The organism is Janibacter melonis, assembly GCF_020567375.1.
GTDB lineage: Bacteria > Actinomycetota > Actinomycetes > Actinomycetales > Dermatophilaceae > Marihabitans > Marihabitans melonis.
Genome location: NZ_JAJBZM010000002.1, coordinates 527,872 through 544,326, shown reverse-complemented (window position 1 = coordinate 544,326; position 16,455 = coordinate 527,872). Strand labels below are relative to the sequence as shown.

15 protein-coding genes and 1 tRNA gene are annotated in these 16,455 nt (G+C 74.1%); 4 read left to right on the top strand and 12 right to left on the bottom strand.

The features are described from left to right. Positions 1-53: 53 nt before the first annotated feature. Genes LIV55_RS08735 through LIV55_RS08695 form a run of 9 tightly spaced genes read right to left on the bottom strand, consistent with a single transcriptional unit; the run spans position 54 to position 10,328 of the window. The gene (locus LIV55_RS08735) at positions 54-899 is read right to left on the bottom strand and encodes a glycosyltransferase family 2 protein (protein ID WP_229299928.1); all 846 of its coding nucleotides are present in this window, start codon (positions 897-899) and stop codon (positions 54-56) included. Then, the gene (locus tag LIV55_RS08730; protein ID WP_123093524.1) at positions 892-1,866 is read right to left on the bottom strand and encodes a glycosyltransferase; all 975 of its coding nucleotides are present in this window, start codon (positions 1,864-1,866) and stop codon (positions 892-894) included. The genes LIV55_RS08735 and LIV55_RS08730 overlap by 8 nt, the downstream gene beginning before the upstream one ends. Beyond that, entirely contained in the window at positions 1,863-2,933 is a 1,071-nt protein-coding gene (locus tag LIV55_RS08725; protein WP_191563755.1) for a glycosyltransferase, read from the bottom strand. Before LIV55_RS08725 ends, LIV55_RS08730 begins: the two co-directional genes overlap by 4 nt. After that, complete coding sequence (locus tag LIV55_RS08720) at positions 2,934-3,644, bottom strand: glycosyltransferase (RefSeq protein WP_123093526.1); 711 nt, start codon at positions 3,642-3,644, stop codon at positions 2,934-2,936. Continuing rightward, a complete protein-coding gene (locus LIV55_RS08715) occupies positions 3,641-5,017 on the bottom strand; it encodes a bifunctional PIG-L family deacetylase/class I SAM-dependent methyltransferase (protein WP_191563753.1) in 1,377 nt (458 codons plus the stop codon). The genes LIV55_RS08720 and LIV55_RS08715 overlap by 4 nt, the downstream gene beginning before the upstream one ends. Further along, positions 5,014-6,036, bottom strand: a complete 1,023-nt coding sequence (locus LIV55_RS08710; protein ID WP_229299927.1) for an acyl-CoA dehydrogenase family protein — start codon at positions 6,034-6,036, stop codon at positions 5,014-5,016. Before LIV55_RS08710 ends, LIV55_RS08715 begins: the two co-directional genes overlap by 4 nt. Next, positions 6,033-7,052: an SDR family NAD(P)-dependent oxidoreductase gene (locus tag LIV55_RS08705; RefSeq protein WP_229299926.1), complete on the bottom strand. Its 1,020-nt coding sequence runs from the start codon at positions 7,050-7,052 to the stop codon at positions 6,033-6,035. Before LIV55_RS08705 ends, LIV55_RS08710 begins: the two co-directional genes overlap by 4 nt. Next, positions 7,049-8,230 (bottom strand): zinc-dependent alcohol dehydrogenase, encoded by a 1,182-nt coding sequence (locus tag LIV55_RS08700; protein WP_123093530.1) that lies wholly within the window; start codon positions 8,228-8,230, stop codon positions 7,049-7,051. The genes LIV55_RS08705 and LIV55_RS08700 overlap by 4 nt, the downstream gene beginning before the upstream one ends. Positions 8,231-8,243: 13 nt before the next feature. After that, complete coding sequence (locus LIV55_RS08695; protein WP_224766851.1) at positions 8,244-10,328, bottom strand: catalase; 2,085 nt, start codon at positions 10,326-10,328, stop codon at positions 8,244-8,246. A 147-nt stretch (positions 10,329-10,475) separates the two neighbouring features. Here LIV55_RS08695 and LIV55_RS08690 point away from each other — a divergent pair, with 147 nt between their 5' ends. The 4 genes from LIV55_RS08690 to LIV55_RS08675 all read left to right on the top strand — a co-directional run bounded on the left by LIV55_RS08690 (position 10,476) and on the right by LIV55_RS08675 (position 12,785). After that, the gene (locus tag LIV55_RS08690) at positions 10,476-11,189 is read left to right on the top strand and encodes a helix-turn-helix transcriptional regulator (protein ID WP_229299925.1); all 714 of its coding nucleotides are present in this window, start codon (positions 10,476-10,478) and stop codon (positions 11,187-11,189) included. Positions 11,190-11,192: 3 nt separating this feature from the next. Further along, the gene (locus tag LIV55_RS08685) at positions 11,193-11,654 is read left to right on the top strand and encodes a transporter substrate-binding domain-containing protein (RefSeq protein ID WP_229299924.1); all 462 of its coding nucleotides are present in this window, start codon (positions 11,193-11,195) and stop codon (positions 11,652-11,654) included. After that, the gene (locus tag LIV55_RS08680) at positions 11,651-12,646 is read left to right on the top strand and encodes a cation diffusion facilitator family transporter (protein WP_123093533.1); all 996 of its coding nucleotides are present in this window, start codon (positions 11,651-11,653) and stop codon (positions 12,644-12,646) included. The genes LIV55_RS08685 and LIV55_RS08680 overlap by 4 nt, the downstream gene beginning before the upstream one ends. Positions 12,647-12,712: 66 nt before the next feature. Further along, positions 12,713-12,785, top strand: a tRNA-Thr gene (locus LIV55_RS08675). Positions 12,786-12,862: 77 nt separating this feature from the next. Here the strand turns inward: LIV55_RS08675 and LIV55_RS08670 are convergent. From LIV55_RS08670 to LIV55_RS08660, 3 genes are all read right to left on the bottom strand, one after another. Continuing rightward, positions 12,863-13,591 (bottom strand): transglycosylase family protein, encoded by a 729-nt coding sequence (locus LIV55_RS08670; protein ID WP_229299923.1) that lies wholly within the window; start codon positions 13,589-13,591, stop codon positions 12,863-12,865. A gap of 361 nt (positions 13,592-13,952) precedes the next feature. Continuing rightward, complete coding sequence (locus LIV55_RS17190) at positions 13,953-14,675, bottom strand: transglycosylase family protein (protein ID WP_308012893.1); 723 nt, start codon at positions 14,673-14,675, stop codon at positions 13,953-13,955. 128 nt (positions 14,676-14,803) lie between these two features. Further along, a complete protein-coding gene (locus LIV55_RS08660) occupies positions 14,804-16,450 on the bottom strand; it encodes a threonine/serine exporter family protein (RefSeq protein ID WP_229299922.1) in 1,647 nt (548 codons plus the stop codon). Positions 16,451-16,455 lie beyond the last annotated feature (5 nt).

Below are 16,455 nucleotides of genomic sequence, written 5' to 3'. Positions count from 1 at the left end.
CTGGACCGACCGCGGGCCGGGGATCTGGGTCGCGAGGACGCGCTGCTGGGTGATCACGAGCCGATGGTAGGGCCGGGGACCGACTCCCCCGCAACCACCGGTCCGTCGGCCTCCCAGCGCACGAGCCCGAGCGCCTCGAGCTCGGCCAACCATCCACGCATCGGCCAGCGGCCCCACCGCCGGTGCGCCACACGGGCGTTGCGCACGATGTCGACGACGTGCTCGACCGGCGGCGAGGAGACGGGGTGCCACTGGTGGTACGCCTGCGCGCCGCCCACCCAGGTGAGCCCGACGCCGCGGTCGCGGGCCGTCCACGCGAGATCGGTGTCCTCGCCGCCGTACCCGACGTACTCCTCGCAGAAGCCGCCGAGCGTGCGCCAGGTCGACGGGGTGACGGCGAAGGAGAGCGACCAGAAGAGGTCGTGGTCGCCGTCCCTCACGAGCTCCCCCGGCGGGGGTGCCGGACGGGCGGGGTGCGGCCGGGAGAGCCCGGCGAGCTCGTCGGCCAGCTCGGGCAGGACCCCTTCGGGCAGGTAGGTGACCGGCCCGCAGAGCAGGTCGTCGGGCACCTGGGCCGCGGCCCGTTCGTAGCCCTCGAGCAGTCCCGGTCCGGGCAGGCAGTCGACGTCGAGCAGGACGACGAGATCGGCGCCGGAGTCCAGCGCGGTCGAGACGCCCGCGTTGCGGGCGGCGGCGAGCGGCAGCCCGTCGGGGTGGCCGGCCACCTCGACGACGCCGACGTGGGGGTCGTCGCGCAGCAGGGCGACGATCTGTGCGTCGTCCATCGCGACGACGACGTGCGGGGTGCCGGGGGCCACCTCGCGCAGCAGGCGGCGCTGGCGCAGCAGGTGGTCGTGGCGCCCGTGCGCGACGGTGACGACGACGGTGCCCTCAGCCACGGCCGACCCTCAGGATGACCTCGGCGGCTCGCTCGGCGGCCCCGTCGGTGCCCCAGTCCTGCCACCGGGTGGGGAAGTCCTGGGCCGCGTGGACGACGTGCGACCAGTCGACCTCCTCGGGGTGCGCGGCGAGGGCCGCGCCGACGGTGACGCAGTAGCGGCCCTGGGCGAGGGCGAGACCCATCCAGTCCTGCTCGTCGAAGGGGCGCGGCTGCGGCACCACGACCGCCGGCACCTCGAGGGCGGCGAGATCCGCGACCGCGTTCTGGCCCGCGTGGCTGACGACGACGCAGGCCCGCTGGAGCAGCGGTCCGAGGTCGCTCACCCAGCTCGACCCGCCGACGACCTGCCAGCGCAGGTCGGGCACGGCCGAGGTGACCATCTCGGGCAGCGCGGGGTCGGGCCAGCCGTCACCCCCGCCGAGGAGGACGGCGAGCGGCTCGCGGGGCACCGGCGGGCCGGGGCGCAGCGCGCTGATCCCGCCGACGTGGGCGACCTTGTCCTCCCAGCGGCGCAGGTGCGGCGCCGGGCAGACCGACGAGGGCCAGGGCGCGATGATCGCCTCGGCGAGGCGGCAGCCGAGCTCGTGGGCCGGGTCGTCGCGCAGCCCGGGCTGGGCGACGACGACGACGGGGACGCCGAGCAGGCGGACGAAGGCGGTGACCTCGACGGAGACGTCGACGACCATGACGGCGGGGTCCTCCTGCGCGACCCAGGCGGCGACCGCCGCCATCCGCTCGCGCAGTCCCTCGTGGCGGAGGGGGACCCAGTGCAGCTGCCCGTCGGCGGTGGTGCCGACGAGGTCGGCGGGCGGCCCGTCGTCGTCGCGGGGCAGGGCGATGTCGACGTCGCCGCGCGAGCCGAGCAGGGTGACCTCGGCCCCCCGTGCGCGCAGCTCCTCGGCGATCGAGCGGGCCCGGCGCAGGTGGCCTGCGCCGTGGTGGTGCACGTAGATCCCGACCTTCATCGCGACCTCACGACGTCCTCGAAGAGCTGCTCGTAGCGGTCGACCATGAGCTCGATGTCGTGGGTGCTGCGCGCCCAGTCCGCGACGTCCTGGCGGTCGAGGCGGAGGGCCGCCCGTACCCCCTCGACGACGCGGCAGACGAGCCCGTCGTCCTCCTGGCCCGGCACGAGCACACCGCCGCGCGGCCCGACGACCTCGCGCAGACCCCCACGGTCGAGCGCGACGACCGGGGTGCCGCGCACCATCGACTCGGCCGCGACGAGACCGAAGGGCTCCTCCCAGCGCGAGGTCACCAGGCTCACGGCGCTGTGGTCGCGCTCGTGCACGAGCTCCTCGGAGCTGAGGTGGCCGAGCAGCTCGACGTCGGGGCCGAGCACCGGGGCGATGACGGACTCGAAGTACTCGGGGTCGTAGACGGGCCCGGCGATGCGCAGCCGGCACCCCATGGCCCGGGCGACGGCGATGGCGATGTCGACGCCCTTCTCGGCGGTGATCCGACCGACCCACAGCAGGTGGTCGCCGCCCGGGCCGGGAGGGCCGCCACCGGTGGGCACGCCGTTGCGGATGACCGTCGCGGGCTGCGGCAGGGTCGTCCAGGCTCGGGCCGTCGTCTGGCTCACGCCGACGTAGCGGTTGCGCGGGTCGGCGAGCGCGACGCCCATCTCCATCATCGGCAGGGGCGGGGTGTGCAGGGTCGTGACGAGGGGGAGGTCGAGGACCGCGCTCATCGCGAGCGGCAGGTGGTGCAGGCTCTGGTTGTGCACGAGGTCGACCCCGCCGTCGCGCAGCAGGAGCGACATCGCGCTCGTGAAGGCCGCGTGGTCGCGCATCATCGCGAGCGGGGGCACGTCGGGGTCTGCGGCGGCCGCCACCGACAACGGCGGCAGGTCGGGGTAGGGCACGATCTCGTCGGCCAGCGCCGGGTCCGACCCGGGCCGGGCGTGCAACGTCACGTGGTGCCCTCGAGCGCGCAGGGCCTGCGCGAGCAGGCCGGTGTGCGACTCCTGGCCCCCGAGCCAGGGCTGGCGAAGGGGGTTACGAGACGTCGCGAGGACCGCGATGCGCATCTAGACCGCCTCTCTGGTGATCTCGTCGATGTAGGTGGCGAAGCCCCCGTCGCAGCGGCCGGCACGACGGCCGGAGCTGCAGACGCGGGTGCGGTCCGTGGCGACCCAGCGGTCGGTGGTCGCGCGGACTGCGTCGACGAGGACGGCGTCCTCGTGGAGCGGGAGGGGCGGGTACCCGCCGACGGCGAGGTAGGTGCTGGCGCGCACGCCGAGGTTGGCGCCGTGCACGTAGGGGTGGCCCTCGCCGAGCTCGTGGCGGCAGTGCCAGGCGAGGAGGGCCCGCGGGTCCTCCACGTCACCGGGCTCGACGGTGCCGACGACGGCGTCGAGGCCGCCCTCGGCGAGCTCGACCTGGACGGCCAGCCAGTCGACCGGCACGACGGTGTCGGCGTCGGTCGAGGCGAGCCACAGCGCGTCGTCGGGCACCCCGGCGGCACGGGACCGGGCGAGCACGCCCCGGGCGCCGGCCGCGCGGGCCGCGCCCACCTGGCCGTGGTCGCTGACGACCGCGGAGACACCGGCGGCCGCGACGACCGGTGCCGTGGCGTCGGTGCAGCGGTCGAGGACGACGAGCAGGTCGACGACGACGTCGGGGCGTGAGCGCCGGAGGTGGTCGCGGCTCGTGAGCAGGGCCGCCAGGCACGAGCCGACGAGCAGCTGCTCGTCGCGGGCGGGCACGACGACGGCGACCCGCGCGACCCGGTCGCTCACCGGACCTGCCCGCCGTAGACGTCGAGGAGCACGTCGGCGTCGCGGTAGGCGACCCGTGGCTCGCCGAGCACGGAGCGCACCTGGGCGTGCACGGCGACGCCGTCGAGCGGGATGTCGGCCGTCGGGTGGCTCCAGTGGACGAGCACGAGCTCGCCGCCGTCCGCGAGCAGCCGACGGACCGACCGCAGCGTCGAGAGCAGCTCGGAGCCGGTGAGGAAGTAGCCGATCTCGGAGAGCACGACGAGGTCGTAGTCCTCGCCGGTCTCGAGCAGCTCGCGCAGGACGTCGGGGCACTCGCCCTGCACCCACCGGACCTGCGGCGCCGAGCGCGCCGGCGGACGGGCACGGGCCATCTCGAGCGCGCTCTCGCTGAGGTCGACCGCGGTGATCGCGTCGGCCCGCCCGGCGAGCCCGTGGGTGAGCTCACCGGTCGCGCAGCCGAGGTCGAGCACCCGGCCGTAGCGCTCCTTCGCGAGCACGGCGAGCGTCAGCGCCCGCTTGCGCCGCTCGTACCAGGACCCGAAGTCCCACGGGTCGTCGTCGGCGGCGTACATCGCGTCGAAGGCCGCGCCGCGCTCCCAGGACCCGTCCTCGCGGGGGACGCGGGGCAGCGGCGTCGTGCGGATGATCGTCTCGACGACCCGCTCGAAGCGCACGCGCACGTGCTGCCCCAGCAGCACGCCGTCGCCGTGCCCCGGGCCGAGCGGCTCGACCTGGCTGCGGTGGCTCGCCACGGCGGCAGCCTTCGCGCGGAGCTCGGCCGGCCCGAGGTCGACGAGCTCGAGCTGGTCCCACGGCAGCTCGTCGGGGGTGGCCCAGTGCCACAGCCACACGGGCACGAGGGCCACCTGGGCCTGCGTCGTGCGCTCGACGAGGCAGGCCGCGTCGGCGGCCGCGTGGTGGTCGGGATGCCCGTCCTCGCGCCACGGGGCGAGGACGAGGGCGAGCCGGTCGCCGACGAGGTCGACGACCGCCGCGGCCATCGTCTCGACGTGGTCGGCGAGCCCGCCGTCCGGGAGGGCGAGGCGGTGCAGCTCGACCGAGGCGCCGAGGTGCGCCACCGCGGCGGCGACCTCCTCGCGCCGCACCGCGGCGAGCGCGGCGGGGTCGGTCGATCCCTGCGGGTGCGAGCGCTCGCCGTCGGAGGCGAGGACGACGTGGGTGGGGATCCCGGCGGCCGCGGCGGCCGCGAGGACCCCGCCCGGGCCGAGGCTCTCGTCGTCGGGGTGGGGGGCGAGGACGACGACCTGCTCGAAGGGGGCGACGAGGTCCGCTGCCGACGTCGAGGGCACCGTGTCCCACCGCGGGTCGAGCAGCCAGGTCGCCTCGTCCGTGCCGGGGTCGGCGGCGTCGAAGGGGCGGGGCCCGCTCATCGCCCGCCCCCGAGCACGAGGGAGCCGAGCCGGGCGAGGTCGCGCTCGGCGTGGTGCTGGCGGACGTAGACGGTGAGGTCGGCGACCCGTCGGGCGTGCTCCTCGTCGCCGGTGAGCGGGCCCGGCCCGAGGGCGTGGCCGGTGATGCGCACGAGCTCCTCGGCGGCCTCGGCGCACGTCGCCCGGACCCGCGCCGCGAGCAGCTCGCCCGCGCCCCCGGTGGCCTGCCCGGCGTCGATCGCCCGGGCCGCGTCGCCGAGCACGCTGGTCGCGGCATGGAGCAGGGTGTCGGCTCGGCCGAGGTGCACGAGGGCCACCTGGTCGGGCTCTCGTCGGGCGCTCGCGGCGCAGAGCGCGTCGCGCAGCGCCGTCGCCGCACCGAGCCACACGGCAGCGACGCCGATCCCGCCCCAGGCGAAGCCCGGGCGTCGCAGGTACCAGCCGTCCTCGCCGAGAGGGAGGGCGGGCACGCCGTCGAGCTCGAGGCTCGTCGAGCGCACCCGGGTCAGCCCGCGCGAGACCCACCGCTGCTCGGGGTGCGAGACGCCCGGGTGCCCGAGGTCGACGGCGAAGGCGCGTCGCATGCCCGGACCGGTGTGGGCGGTGATGACGGCATGGCTCACCTCGGAGGCCAGCGAGCACCAGGGCTTGCGACCGGTGAGCGTCCAGGCGCCGTGCTCGTCCGGCGTGCCGGCCAGGTGGTGACCGGGGCCCTCGGCGGCGTACACGCCCCACACGCCGTCGCTCGTCACGTCGCTCGTCTCGTGCGCGACGGCGCTCTGGGCGAGGATCGCGACGGCGTCGAGGTGCGGCTCGACGACCCGGGCGACCGTGAGGTCGCCCGCGCCGACCGAGAGCAGCGCGGTGAGGTAGGGCGCGCTGTCCGACCCGAGGCGCTGGGCCGTCGGGCTCAGCTCGCGGGCGAGGGCGAGCACCTCGTCGAGGTCCCCGCCGTCGGCGACGGCCGCCCCGAGGGTGCGCGCGCGGTCGACGAGGCCGGGGTCGGGTCGCAGGCTCATGCGCCGCCGTCCACGCGCTCGTTGGTGCGGCGGGCGGCGCGGTCGCCGAGGACGCTCAGGGCGTCGACGACGCGGGAGCCGAGGCGCTCTCGAGCCGTGGCCCCGGTGACCCGGGGACGCTCGGCGGACATCGACGGGCCGCGGTCGGGCCCGTCGGGCAGCAGCCGGGCGGCGAGCCCCATGACGCCGACGGTGAGGGCGGGGGCGATGCCGTGGACGCGTCGCCCGATCATCGTCAGGGGGGTGAGCTCGACCTGCGAGCGGCCGGCGAGCACGCCGTCGACGATGCGCCGGGCCGCGCGCTCGGCCCCGATCGACAGCACCGGCAGCGAGGCGCCGGGGGCGAACCACGCGTAGTCGCGCTCGGCGTCCCCGACGAGCTGGGCGGCGACGTGGCCGCCGGTGCGCATGAGGCCGGGCACGACGGTCGTCGCGGTGACGCCGGTCCCGGCGAGCTCGGCCCGCAGGCCCTCGGTGAGCCCGACGGCACCGAACTTCGCGACGGAGTAGGGCAGGAGGTGCGGCACGCTGACGACCCCGCCGACGGAGCTGACGACACCGATCCGCCCGCTGCCGGCGGCGCGCATCGAGGGCAGCACGGCGAGCGCGACGTGGACCGGGCCCATGAGCATCGTGTCGACGGCGTCACGGAAGTGCCCGAGCGTCGTCGAGGACACCGGCCCGACCTGGATGATCCCGGCGACGTGGATCGCGACGTCGACCCCGCCCTCGAGGTCGACGACGGAGCGCACCCAGCTCTCGACGGCGTCCGCGTCGCGGACGTCGCACACCGCGGGGACGAAGGGGGAGCCGGCTCCCCCTTCGCCACGCCCGGACCGGGCCGCGACGATGGTCGCGGCCCGGTCGAGGGTCCCTGCGTCACGGCCGCAGCCGTGCACCCGGTAGCCGCGGCGGGCGAGCTCGATGCTCACGAGCAAGCCGAGCCCGCGCGACGCCCCCGCGACGAGGGCGACGCCCCCGGACGCGGGGACGGCGTGGGACGCGTCGGTGCTCACGGTTTGAGGACGACCTTGATGCAGCCGTCTTCCTTCTTCTGGAAGATGTCGTAGCCGTGCGGCGCGTCCTCGAGCGGCAGCCGGTGCGTCGCGAGGGTCTCGACCCCGAAGACGTCGGCGTCGTCGGTGAGGACCGGGATGATGTCGTCGACCCAGCGCCGCACGTGGCACTGGCCCATCCGCAGCGCGATGCCGCGGTCGAACATCTCCATCATCGGCATCGGGTCGGACTGACCCCCGTAGACCCCGCTCACCGAGACCGTGCCGCCGCGACGGACGGACTTGATGGAGTCGTAGAGCGCGGCGAGACGGTCGACCCCGGCCTTCTTGATGAGCGGCTTGGCGATCGCGTCGGGCAGCAGTCCCGCGCCCTTTACGGCCGCGCCGAGGACCGGCGTGCCGTGCGCCTCCATGCCCACCGCGTCGAGGGTGCCGTCGGCGCCGCGGCCGTCGGTCATCTCCTTGATCGCCGAGGGGATGTCGTCGACCTCGTCGGTGCTCAGCACCTCGACCCCGTACGCCTGGGCGGCGGAGAGCCGTTCGGGCACGTTGTCGACACCGATGACACGGATGCCGCGGTGACGGGCGATGCGCGTGGCGAGCAGACCGACCGGGCCGAGCCCGAAGACCGCCAGCGTGTCGCCCTCGCTCACCTCGGCCCACTCCACGCCCTGCCAGGCGGTGGGCAGGATGTCGGAGAGGTAGAGGAAGCGCTCGTCGGGCACCCCGTCCGGCACCTTGATCGGCCCGAAGTGCGCCTGCGGGACGCGCAGGTACTCCGCCTGGCCGCCGGGCACCGAGCCGTAGAGCTCGGTGTAGCCGAAGAGGGCCGCCCCCTTGTCCTGCGAGGTGACCTGGGTCGTCTCGCACTGGGCGGTGTAGCCGCGCCGGCACATCCAGCAGTGCCCGCAGGAGATGTTGAAGGGGATGACGACGCGGTCGCCGGGCTTGATGTGGGTGACCTCGGCGCCGACCTCCTCGACGACGCCCATCGTCTCGTGGCCGAGGACGTCGCCCTGGGCGAGGAAGGGCCCGAGGGGCTCGTAGAGGTGGAGGTCGGACCCGCAGATCGCCGTCGACGTCACCTTGATGACGGCGTCGGTGGGCTCCTGGATGCGGGGGTCCGGCACGTCGACGACCTGCACGTCGCGGGTGCCCTGCCAGGTGAGTGCTCTCATGCTGCTCCTCTCGTCAGGCCGTGATGGCCCGGTCCCAGTGGCGGGGTCCCGCGCACCGGGTGATGAAGGTCTGCGCGTCGTCCGCGCCGGACACCGTGAGGACGGCGTCGTCGGCGTCGACCTTGCCGTCGAGACCGGCGGCGGCGACGAGCGTGCTCGTCGCTCCCCCGAGCCCGATGACCTTGAAGTGGGTGAAGGCGTCGGTGACGAAGTCACGGGCGGCCGGCTCGTCGGCGAGCGCCGCGCCGCCGGCATCGCCGGCGATGATCGCGACGGCGTCGTAGAGCACCGAGGGGGCCCCGGCGATCGCCTGGTCCGCGGGGATGCGGCGACCGTCGGAGAGGGTCGTGCCCCCCACGGCGATCGCGATGACCTCGACCATGCCGCCCGCGTCGGTGACCGACTTCTCGACGGCGGCCACGGTGCCGGCGTCCGCGCCCTCGCCGAGGAGCAGCCCCAGCTTGCGCCCGGCGAAGGTCTCCGGGGCGTTGGCCAGGATGCTCAGCGCCGGCGAGGGGTCGAGGTCGGTGCGGGTCTCGACCGCGGCGGGGCTGGCCTCCGGCAGGTCGAGGGCCAGGCCCTTCGCGACCCGGCCGGCGAGCTCCTCGTCGACGTTGCGCAGGTTGGCGACCATCCGTGAGCGGATGGCCTCGACCTCGCACTTGCCGAGCTCGAAGACGTAGGCCGAGACGATGTGGTCCTGCTCGACCGGGGTCTGGCTGACCCAGAACTGCCGCGCCTGGCTGTAGTGGTCGGCGAAGGACTCGCTGCGGATGCGCCGGGTCGTGCCCTCGACGCGCTCCGGCACGGGCACGTGGCCCTCGGCGCCGGCCTCGCGGGGACCGCGCTCGGCGCCGCTGAAGGAGTTCGGCTCGTAGGTCGCGCGCCCCGGCTGCAGCGAGGTCTGCATGTGGCCGTCGCGCTGGAAGTGCGCGACGGGGCAGCGCGGCGCGTTGACCGGCAGCTGGCTGAAGTTCGTGCTGCCGAGCCGCTTGAGCTGGGTGTCGAGGTAGGAGAAGTTGCGCCCCTGGAGCAGCGGGTCGTCGCTGAAGTCGATGCCCGGCGGCACGTTCTGCGTCATGAAGGCGACCTGCTCGGTCTCCGCGAAGACGTTGGTCACCGTGCGGTCGAGGGTCATCCGGCCGATGGGGCGGACCGGCAGGACCTCCTCGGGGATGATCTTCGTCGCGTCGAGGACGTCGAAGTCGAAGGAGTCGGCGAAGTCGTCGTCGAAGACCTGCACGCCGAGCTCCCACTGCGGGAAGTCACCGGACTCGATGGCGTCGTAGAGGTCGCGCCGGTGGAAGTCGGGGTCGGCGCCGTTGATCTTCACCGCCTCGTCCCACACGACCGACTGCATGCCCTGCAGCGGGGTCCAGTGGAACTTCACGAAGGAGCTCTTGCCCTCGGCGGTGACGAAGCGGAAGGTGTGCACGCCGAAGCCCTGCATGGTGCGGAAGGAGCGCGGGATCGCGCGGTCCGACATCTGCCACAGGGTCATGTGGGTCGACTCGGGCATGAGCGAGGCGAAGTCCCAGAAGGTGTCGTGCGCCGACTGCGCCTGCGGGAAGCCGCGGTCCGGCTCCTCCTTGACGGAGTGGACGAGGTCGGGGAACTTCAGCGCGTCCTGGATGAAGAAGACGGGGATGTTGTTGCCGACGAGGTCCCAGTTGCCCTCGTCGGTGTAGAACTTCGTCGCGAAGCCGCGGACGTCGCGCGCGAGGTCGAAGGAGCCGAGGTTGCCCGCGACCGTCGAGAAGCGCACGAAGACCTCGGTCTTCTTGCCGGCCTGCGCGAAGACGCTCGCCCGGGTGATGTCGGCGAGCGACTCGTAGGCCTCGAAGACGCCGTGCGCGCCGTAGCCGCGGGCGTGGACCACGCGCTCGGGGATGCGCTCGTGGTCGAAGTGGAAGATCTTCTCGCGGAAGTGCGCGTCCTCGAGCAGGGTCGGGCCCCGGTCACCGGCGCGAAGGGAGTTCTGGTCGTCCTCGACGGGCACGCCGTGCGCGGTCGTCAGCGGGGGGCTGTCGCCGCCGCTGCGCTGGTGGAGCTCGTCGCCGGCCCCGCGGACGTCCTCGGAGGTGTTCTTGGCTGCCATGGCTGCTTCCCGGTCGGGTCGGCGCGAGGTCTCGCGCCGTCCCTCGACACAAGCACGCAGGCCTCCCGCGGGACGCGGGAGCAGACACCCCCCTTGGGGTGTATGCGCGGACTCGGCAGTGAGCATCGGACGGGCTATTTTGGGCCCATGCACGAAGCCGGTCCCAGCGGGCCCATCCGCCTGTCTGTCCTCAACGACTACGAGGTCGTCGTCCACGGCGTCGCGGCCATGCTCGCCCCCTTCGCCGACGAGATCCGCGTCGTCGAGCTGGACTGCGACATGCCGCTGTCGCAGCCCGTCGACATCGCGCTGTACGACGCCTTCGCCGCGCCGTCGAACGCCCCCCGCAAGCTCGACACGATCGTCTCCGACGACAAGGTCGGGCACACCGTGCTCTACACCTGGGCCGCCGGGCCCGAGGTCATCGCCGCGGCGCGCGACCGCGGCCTGTCCGGCGTGCTCTCGAAGTCGATGAGCGCCCAAGAGCTCGTCTCCGCGCTGCGCCGGATCTGCGCCGGCGAGACCCTGCTCACCCCGCAGGCCGCGACGGACGTCGAGCCCCGCGCGGCCGGCTGGCCCGGGCAGGAGCAGGGCCTGACCCCGCGCCAGTCCGAGGTCATCGCGCTCGTCACCGAGGGGCTGAGCAACCAGGAGATCGCCAAGCAGTGCTACCTGAGCATCAACTCGGTGAAGTCGTACATCCGCGCCGCCTACCGGACGATGGGCGTCTCCTCGCGCAGCCAGGCCGTGCTGTGGGGCATCGACCACGGCTTCCACCGCAACCAGCTGCGTCTCATCGCCCGTGACGGCGACGGCGCCCGCACCTCCTTCGTCGTCGACGACGGCCAGACGTCTGGCTGAGCGATGCGTGCGGCGGCTCTGCTGCTCGTCCTCGCGCTGCTCACCGGCTGCGCGAGCATCCCTCGCGACCCCGACGGCACCCTGGAGCAGATCCGCTCCACCGGCGAGCTGAGGGTCGGGGTCTCGCACCACCCGCCGTGGACCGACGTCACGACCGACCCACCGACGGGCTCCGAGGTAGAGCTCGTCACCGCGTGGGCCGAGTCGCTCGGCGCCCGCCCCACCTGGCGGGTCGACGGCGAGGAGGCGCTCGTCGCCGCCCTCGAGCGCGGCGACGTCGACGTCGTCGTCGGCGGGCTCACCGACAAGAGCGCCTGGAGCTCGAAGGTCGGGATGACCCGTCCCTACGTCGAGATCTCCGGGCCGGACGGCAGGCACGCGCACGTCATGGCCGTGCCGGCCGGTGAGAACGCCCTGCAGTCCTCGCTCGAGCGCTGGCTCGACGACCACGGGAGGGCGCCATGAGCACCGAGGGGGCTCTGTCCTTCGGCCGCACCCAGCTGCCCGACGAGCAGCGCCGGGCCCTGACGCGCGCGATCCACCTCGAGTGGGTGACCATCGCCTTCATGACGACCGCCGTCGCCGTCGTCTACCTCGCGATGGGCAGCTCGCAGGCGATGAAGACGGCGTGGGTCGAGGACCTCCTCGCCTTCACCCCGCCGATCGCCTTCCTCCTTGCCCAGCGCCGGGCCCGCCGCCCGGTCGACCCCGACCACCCGTACGGCTACCACCGCGCCGTCGGCGCCGGTCATCTCGCCGCAGCCGTCGCCCTGCTCGGCACGGGCACCTACCTCGCCGTCGACTCCGCGATGGGGCTGATCAAGGCCGAGCACCCCCCGGTCGCCACCGTCGAGCTCTTCGGTCACGCGGTGTGGGCGGGCTGGGTGATGATCGCCGCCATGGTCTACACGGGTGTCGGCCCGGTGATCCTCGGACGGATGAAGATGCCGCTCGCCGACGCGCTGCACGACCGGGTCCTCTACGCCGACGCCGACATGCAGAAGGCCGACTGGCGCACCGCCGCCGGGACGGTCGTAGGCGTGCTCGGCATCGGTCTCGGGCTGTGGTGGGCCGACGCGGTCGTCGCCATCGCCATCTCCTTCTCGATCATCCACGACGGCTGGACCAACGTCCGGCACGCGTCCGGGGCGCTCGTCGACTCGCAGGCCCGCACGGTCGAGGGCTCGCAGCCGCACCCGCTGACCCGCCAGGTCGACGAGGCGCTCGAGGAGATCGCCTGGGTGCGTCGCAGCGGCAGCCGCGTGCGCGACATGGGCCACGTCTTCCACGTCGAGAGCTTCGTCGTACCGCACGCCGGCCACACCCCCGACCTCGGCGACCTCGAGCACGCCGCGCAGGTCGCCCGGGGGCTGGACTGGAAGGTCGACGACGTCGTCGTCGTGCCCGTCCGCGAGATCCCCGAGGAGCTCGACCGTCGAGGACGGGCGAAGGGGTGACCCCTCCCCTGCCGTAGCATCGTGGCCGCGTCCCGCGCGGGGCGCAGGGCGGCCCCGGCCGCCGCCGCTGGCGTGGCGCAACTGGCAGCGCACCTGTCTTGTAAACAGGTGGTTGGGGGTTCGAGTCCCCCCGCCAGCTCTCCCCGTCGCCGCAGCATGCCGATGGCCGCGACCTGTCAGGTCGCGGCCATCGGTGCGCCCGGGTGGGCGAGCGGGTCAGCGCAGGACGTTGCCGTTGAGGTAGCTCTGCAGGCGCGAGGTGGTCTGCGGGCCCCAGGCGCCGTCGGGGGTGGCGCCGACGCGACGCTGGAGGGCCTTGGTCGTCAGCGGGCCGATGGCGCCGTCGCGGGCGACGCCGAGCTTGCCCTGCATCTTCATCTTGTCGCTCGTGTCGAGCCAGCCGTTGACGGAGCCGCCGACCCAGGTCTCGATGCCGGCGTTCGTGCGCGGGCCCATGACGCCGTCGACGGCGAGCTTGCCACCGGTCGAGGTGACCGGGGGGCGGGCGTCGTCGCGCGAGGGACGGTCGCCGCCGGTGTAGGGGTTGACGGCCAGGCCGTTGGTGCGGGTCAGGCCCGCGCGACGCGAGCACACCGGCCAGGCGCCGGGGCCCTGGACCCGGAGCACCTTCTGGGCGATCTCGATCTGCTGCGAGCGCGTGGCCTGGTGGGCGTAGGCGGCGTAGCGCCCGCCGCCGAAGCCGCTCCACGTCTGCGCGGAGAACTGCAGCCCGCCGTAGTAGCCGTTGCCGGTGTTGATCGACCAGTTCTGGCCGGACTCGCACGCGGCGACGCGGTCCCAGACCGTGCCGACGGCGCCGGCGCTGCTCGCCAGGCCGATCCCGCCGACGACGGCACCCGTCGCGCCGAGGACGGCGACACCGGCGCGCAGGCGCATGCGGCGGCGAAGGGAGGAGCGTTCGGGGAAGTCGGTGGTGGCGAGCATGTGGCGGGCCTTTCGGTTGGCGCGAGGTCAGGGGGTCCTCGCGGGAGCCGTCCGCGACGCTATGTGCACTCCAGTCACACCAACAACACCTGGCGCGTAAATACAGACCTGTAACTCTGGCCCCATCCGCCCCACCCCGGCCTGTCCAGACCCCGGCTACCACGCCGTACTGGTGGTGATCACGACCAGTACGGCGTGGTAGCTCGCGACGGAGCGGGGCCGATAGCTCGCGACGGAGCGGGGCCGATAGCTCGCGACGCAGCGGGGCGGGGGTCCACAGGCTGGGGGCAGCTCGGGTGGCGTGACGAAGGGGGCCTGCTCACCGTGGTGAGCGGGCCCCCTTCGCTGGACGCGGGTCGGGTCAGCCGACCGTGTTGAGGTGGTTCTGCAGCGCCTTGACCGTCCTGACGTCCCACGAGCCCGTCCGGCTCACGCCGAGCGTGCGCTGGAGCGCGGAGACGAAGGTCGCGTCGTTGATGTTGCCGTTGCGCTGCGCGGCGGGCACGCCGACCTTGCGCTGGAGGCGGTGCACCTCCCACTTCGCGGAGAGGACGCCGTTGCGCGCCTGGCGCGAGCCGATCCAGCTCTCGATGGCGCGGTTGGTCTGACGGCCGCGGATGCCGTCGACGGCGACGTAGCCGTTCTCGGAGACGCGCACCTGCGAGCGGGCGGCGCGCTGCGGCTCGGTGCCGACGGCCAGGCCGTTTGCGGTCGTCAGGCCGGCACGGCGCGAGCACACGGGCCAGGCGCCGGGGCCCTGGGCCTTGAGGACCTTCTTGGCGATCTCGATCTGCTGCGACTTGCTCGCCTGGTGGGCGTACGCGGCGTACCGGCCGCCGCCGAAGCCGGTCCACGTGCGCGGGTGGAACTGCAGGCCCCCGTAGAAGCCGTTGCCCGTGTTGATCGACCAGTTGCCGCCGGACTCGCACGCGGCGACGCGGTCCCAGACGGTGCCGGCGGAGGCGGAGCCCGCGGTCGCGACGGTGCCGACGGCGGCGGTCGCACCGGCGACGGCGACACCGGTGACGCGCCGGCGGGCGGTCGAGCGGTGGGTGGGCAGGGCGTGCTTGGGCGCGTAGAACATCAGGGGAGGGTCCTCTCAGGGGGATCAACGCACGTGCGCGCCGTCCAGGGGTCAGACGCGCGACGCGCACGGACGTTACCTTCTCGTGACCTTTCGGGTCAACCGCCCCTCGACGAAGGGGGACCCGCTCACGTCCCCGGGTGGCTCGCCCCCGAGGGGTCGTCTCGCGTGTCCCGCACGCCCGCGAGACGTCGTCTCTGGTTGACCGGCGAGTCCAGCGGGGCGGCGAGCACCTCGCCGAGGGTGACGCCGGTGGCGATGGCCAAGATGATGCCCAGCGCGGTGAGCACGCTGGTCCACCCCTGCGCGCCGGCGTCCGACCCTGGCACCGTGAGGTGGTAGAGCCCGATGAAGATCGACAGACCGGGCATGAGACCGAAGCTCGCGGGGATGCCCAGCGTGATCGGCGGCGAGTCCATCCGCAGCGCGACGAGACGGGCGGCGAAGCCGAGCGTCACCGCCGCGACGCCGGTCGCCGTCACCCGGCCCAGACCGCTCTGGGTGAGATAGCTCGCGAGGCCGACGGCGACGACGCCGAGCAGGGCCGCGGGCACGAGCATGCGGCGTCGCGCCTGCACGGTGATCGCCCCGGCCGCGCCGACGATCGCCGAGCCGATGAGCACCGTCTGAGGGCTCGCCGATGCCCAGGCCAGCCGGCCGACGTCCGGCGGGCTGAGCACGACGCCGAGCATCTCGACGACGGCCAGCGAGGCGGTCAGACCTGCGGCGACGCCGACGATGAGGCCGAAGGAGTGCAGGAGCACCGCGAAGAGCCGGGCGGTGCCGGTCACCGGGTAGCCCCCGATGATGTCCTCCATCGCCGAGGTGATGGTGCGCGCGGGCAGGAGCATGACGATGCCGCCGGCGACGACGTAGGCGAAGTCCGAGGGCGTCATCGGGAACCACTCGATAGACCCCAGGGCGTATGCGACGAAGGCGACGACGGTCGCGACGGCGCCCCCGATCGCGCCCGTGTAGAAGTCGGGCAGGTGCACCGCCGACAGGGCCCGCAGCACGCGGTCGACGACGATCGCGGTGAGCAGCGCGACGAGCACGCCGACCCACCCGGCGCCGAGCGCCATCGCGACGCCCGCGGCGACCGCGCCCTGGCTCGTCGTGACGATCCACCGGGCCCACGTGCGCGGCGCCCGACGGATCTCCTGCAGGCGCACCCGCGCCTGGTCGATGCTCGTCTCGCCGGAGATGACGTCGTCGACGAGAGAGTGCACGGACGCCAGCCGTCCGAAGTCCATCTGGGGCGCGCGCACGACCCGCAGCCGCGAGATGCTCGACCCCGACGGCGTGCGCGCCTGGATGTGCAGGGACTGCATCGTCAGGTCGATGTCCATCTCGTCGACACCGGCCGCGACGGCGACCCCGATGACGGCGGCCTCGACGGACGGCGCACCGGCGCCGCTGCGCAGCATGAGCTCGCCGACGCGCAGGCAGACGTCGATGACCTCGGCGACCGCGTGCTCCTCGGCGACGGCACGGGTGACACGGGGGTCGCGGTAGGGCGTCCCTCGCAGCGACCCGAGCATCGGCAGGGTCTCCGTCGGGGCCTCGCCGCGCACGGTCGGGCGGCGCCGCGGCCTCGGCTGGGCCGGCTTGGTGCCCTGCGGCGGCTTGGTCGGTGCGGTCGCCGGCTTGACGGGGATCGGCTGGCTCGGCAGACCGGGCTGGGTCGGGATCGGCTGGGTCTGGCGCGGCTGGCGGTACTGCCCGGGCAGCCAGGCCTGCCGACCGGTCCGTGCGCCTCTGGGTCGATCGCTCACTGCTG